The 3,509-nt window shown below is 33.1% G+C and carries 3 protein-coding genes; all 3 read left to right on the top strand.

Annotated elements, in window-relative coordinates; all coding sequences use genetic code 11:
* Positions 1-790 (top strand): fumarate reductase cytochrome b subunit (locus CRU95_RS16005; protein ID WP_309109230.1); only part of this gene is annotated, 790 nt, incomplete at its 5' end.
* A gap of 10 nt (positions 791-800) precedes the next feature.
* Complete coding sequence (locus CRU95_RS16000) at positions 801-2,783, top strand: fumarate reductase flavoprotein subunit (RefSeq protein ID WP_129102108.1); 1,983 nt, start codon at positions 801-803, stop codon at positions 2,781-2,783.
* On the top strand, positions 2,783-3,508 hold the full coding sequence (locus CRU95_RS15995) for a fumarate reductase iron-sulfur subunit (protein WP_129102107.1): 726 nt from the start codon (positions 2,783-2,785) through the stop codon (positions 3,506-3,508). The genes CRU95_RS16000 and CRU95_RS15995 overlap by 1 nt, the downstream gene beginning before the upstream one ends.
* The last annotated feature ends 1 nt before the right edge of the window (position 3,509 follow it).

The following is a 3,509-nucleotide window of genomic DNA, read 5'->3' as shown; positions in this document are numbered from 1 at the left end:
AATTCAATTAAGGAGAGAGAAAATGAATGAAGTTATTGAGGCTTATACAGGGCAAAATCCTGATGGCAATAAGAGTAGAATTCCTGCTAAACTTGATAAAGCATTAACAGCATCAGGAGTAATACTTGCAATTTTTATGATGGCACATATGTTTTTTGTGTCAACAATACTTTTTGGTGAAAATGTAATGTATACAGTAACTAAAATGTTTGAACTAGATTTTATATTTGATGGTGGTCTTCCATTTATTGTAAGTATATTTGTTGGAATTATTACAGTGATATTTGTTGGCCATGCACTTTTAGGAATTAGAAAGTTCCCTACTTCATATAAAGCATATATAAAAATAAGAGAACATTCAAAAATGATGAAACACTCTGATACATCAATGTGGATGTTTCAATGGATAAGTGGATTAATTATGATGTTCATTGCAACAATTCACTTATATATTATGTTTACACAACCTGAAAACATCGGTCCATATTCAAGTGCATATAGAGTTGTAAATCAACACATGTGGCTTTTATATATGGTTTTATTAATCTGTGTTGAGCTTCACGGTTCAATTGGATTGTATCGTGCGGCTATGAAATGGGGTTGGTTTGATGGAAAGAATCCTAAAGAGACGAGAAAAAAAATGATGAAAGCAAAAAAAATTGTAAGTATTTTCTTTCTAACTTTAGGAGTAGTAACACTATTTGCTTATATAAAAATTGGTATGGACAGAATTGACCATGCACCAATGAAATATAATCCTAATGATTCTATACAACTAATGAAAAAATAAAGGTTTTAATATGAAAATTAAATATTGTGATGCGTTAGTAATTGGTGGAGGTCTTGCAGGACTTCGTTCAGCAGTTGCAGCTGCGCAAAAAGGTTTAAGTACAACAGTTTTAAGTTTAGTTCCAGTTAAGAGATCTCATAGTGCAGCAGCTCAAGGTGGTATGCAAGCTAGTCTTGGTAATGCAAAAATGAGTGAAGGTGATAATGAAGATGTACACTTTAGTGATACTGTAAAAGGAAGCGATTGGGGATGCGATCAAGAAGTAGCAAGAATGTTTGTTACAACTGCACCTAAAGCAATTCGTGAACTTGCAGCTTGGGGTGTTCCTTGGTCTAGAATCAAAAAAGGGAACCATGAAGCAGTTATCAATACAAAAAAAACTAATATATTTGAAGAAGATGATAAACATGGTTTAATCAACTCAAGAGACTTTGGTGGTACAAAAAAATGGAGAACCTGTTATACCTCTGATGCAACAGGTCATACTATGTTATTTGCCGTTGCTAATGAGTCATTAAAACTAAATGTAAATATTGAAGATAGAAAAGAAGCAATTGGATTAATTCACCACAATAACAAATGTTATGGTGCTATTGTTAGAGATTTAATTACTGGTGATATTGTAGCTTATGTTTCAAAAGGTACTTTAATAGCAACTGGTGGATATGGAAGAATTTATGAAATCACAACTAATGCAGTTATTTGTGAAGGAATAGGAACTGCTATTGCTTTAGAAACAGGTATCGCAAAACTTGGAAATATGGAAGCTGTACAGTTTCACCCTACTCCACTTTTCCCATCTGGTATTTTATTAACTGAAGGTTGTCGTGGTGATGGTGGTGTTCTAAGGGATGTTGATGGACATAGATTTATGCCTGATTATGAACCTGAGAAAAAAGATCTAGCTTCAAGAGATGTTGTATCAAGAAGAATGATGGAACATATGAGAAAAGGAAAAGGTATTGATTCAGTTTATGGAACCCACCTTTGGTTAGATATTTCTATTTTAGGTAGAGAACATATTGAAAAAAATCTAAGAGATGTTCAAGAGATTTGTGAATCATTTGCAGGAATAGATCCAGCTGATGAAGGTCAAAAAGGTTGGGCTCCTGTTCATCCAATGCAACATTACTCTATGGGTGGTATTAGAACAAAACCAACAGGAGAATCACAAACTTTACAAGGATTATTTTCTTGTGGAGAAGCTGCTTGTTGGGATATGCATGGATTCAATAGACTTGGAGGAAATTCTGTTTCTGAAACAGTTGTTGCTGGTATGATTGTTGGGAATTACTTTGCAGATTATTGTATAGAGACTCAAATAGATATTCAAACAGATGTTATTGAGAAATTTGTCCATGAAAAAGAAGCTTATATGAAAAACTTAGTTTCTAAAAATAGTGGGGATGATGTATTTAAAATCAAAAATAGAATGAAAAAAATTATGCAAGATTATGTTGGAATTTTTAGAGATGGGGATGGTTTAGCAAAAGCTGTAAAAGAGCTTGAAGAGTTATATATCAAATCTAAAAATGTAGCTGTAAGAAATAAGCAACTTACTGCAAATCCAGAACTTGAAGAAGCATATAGAGTTCCAATGATGTTAAAAGTAGCTCTTTGTGTTGCAAAAGGGGCATTAGATAGAACTGAATCTAGAGGTGCTCATACAAGAGAGGATTATCCAAAAAGAGATGATGCGAACTGGTTAAAAAGAACTCTTACTTCATGGAAGGAAGGGGATACTATGCCAACAGTTGAATATGAAGACTTAGACATTATGAAAATGGAAATACCTCCTGGATTTAGAGGGTATGGAGCAAAAGGTAATTTAATTGAAAATCCTATTAGTGCTCAAAGACAAGCGCAAGTTGATGAGATGGTTGAGAAAATGGAATTAGATGGTAAAGATAGATATGAGATTCAAGATAAGCTTATGCCATTTCCACTTCAAGATGAATATAAAAGAAAAAATATTAGATTAGGAGATTTGTAATGTCTAGAGAATTAACTTTTAAAATACTTAGATATGATCCACAAGATGAAAAAAATGTTAGAGCTTACTTTGAAGAGTTTAAAATTCAAGAAGCTCCTAGTATGACAATTTATATTGCTCTTACTCAAATTAGAGAGAGTCAAGATGCGGGATTGAGCTTTGACTTTGTATGTCGAGCTGGGATTTGTGGATCTTGTGCAATGATGATAAATGGAAGACCTAAACTTGCTTGTAGAACTTTAACAAGAGATCTACCAAAAGAGATTATTTTACTTCCTCTTCCTACATTTAATCTTATCAAAGATTTATCTGTAAATACTGGTGTTTGGATGGATGAAATGAGTAAAAGAGTTGAATCTTGGGTTCACTCTTCTCATGAAGTAGATATTGCAAATATTGAAATGCCTATTGAGCCAGAAGTAGCTGATGCTGTATTTGAATTAGATAGATGTATTGAATGTGGATGTTGTGTTGCTGGTTGTGGTACAAAACTTATTAAAGAAGATTTCGTAGGTGCAGTTGGATTAAATAGAATTGCTAGATTTGAATGTGATCCACATGATGAGAGAACAATTGAAGATTATTATGAATTAGTTGGTGATGATAATGGTATATTTGGTTGTATGACTCTTCTTGGTTGTGAAGATACTTGTCCTAAACACTTACCTCTTCAAACTAAAATCGCTTACATGAGAAGAAAATTAGCTACTGTTAAAGGTTCTTAAG

Source organism: Arcobacter sp. F2176, assembly GCF_004116465.1.
Classification (GTDB): domain Bacteria; phylum Campylobacterota; class Campylobacteria; order Campylobacterales; family Arcobacteraceae; genus Arcobacter; species Arcobacter siniprincipis.
Note: the sequence above shows the minus strand (reverse complement) of the source record. Positions and strands in the feature narration are given on the sequence as shown.

Bases quoted from the DNA above. Each gene is read 5' to 3' on its own strand.
- CRU95_RS16000 (WP_129102108.1), top strand. From the start codon at position 801: ATGAAAATTAAATATTGTGATGCGTTAGTAATTGGTGGAGGTCTTGCA.
- CRU95_RS15995 (WP_129102107.1), top strand. From the start codon at position 2,783: ATGTCTAGAGAATTAACTTTTAAAATACTTAGATATGATCCACAAGAT.